At 41.1% G+C, this 659-nt stretch carries 2 protein-coding genes; both read left to right on the top strand.

The window, feature by feature from the left end:
- A partial coding sequence (locus J7438_RS26775) for a hypothetical protein (protein WP_209279060.1) occupies positions 1 to 237 on the top strand: 237 nt, incomplete at its 5' end.
- Positions 237 to 659: hypothetical protein (locus J7438_RS26770; protein WP_209279059.1), on the top strand; the 423-nt coding region annotated here is incomplete at its 3' end. The genes J7438_RS26775 and J7438_RS26770, both read left to right, overlap by 1 nt.

Genomic DNA, 659 nt, shown 5'->3' with positions numbered 1-659 from the left:
ACGAAAAATATGTCAAACGCTGAGTTTGTGAGGGGAGCAAGAGAGCGAAAGAATGAGCTTAGAGATGAGCATGATAAGCGTGATGCACAGAATATTAAAGATCAATATAAGAATGATGATTCAAAAAGTTTAGATAACAGAGATGCAGAAGAAGACGTAGCTACACCCGCAAGTATCAGCTATACAGGCCTCATTTCTCAGAAAATGCAAGAGCATTCTAAAAAAGGAAAAAATTAATGGCAGATGTAACACTCAAGCATGCACAGTACCTTTACTTCAAGGCTGCAGAATCAGGAATAATTGCAGAAAGAGAGTATTTTATATTACCGTCAGGAGTAAAGGCTGAGGTTGCGGCGTATCAGGATTACTCAGACTATAGCACCTATTATACGACGCCATTTGTTAGTGCTCTCCCGCCTGTCATTACTGATATCGAATTTGTCGACATCTCAACACACTACCCGCCAGCGTTCTCAGATTATGAGCGTTCATTGTCACATATAAAAAAGCACTATAGAGCTAGAAGTATTGGTCGCATGTTTCAGCCAACCGGTAAGCATTTTGAACTTGCTAGAAGTATCGATGAAGCCCTGCGAGAGCGCTACTCTGAAAAAGCACATGCAGGCGAAGTAGATAATGATCAGGGAGGCATTACAGTT

Origin of the sequence: Thalassotalea sp. G20_0 (assembly GCF_017744175.1) — a bacterium.
Taxonomy (GTDB): domain Bacteria; phylum Pseudomonadota; class Gammaproteobacteria; order Pseudomonadales; family Endozoicomonadaceae; genus Endozoicomonas.
The sequence above is the reverse complement of the archived record's forward strand: the minus strand, read 5'-3'. Positions and strand labels throughout refer to the sequence as shown.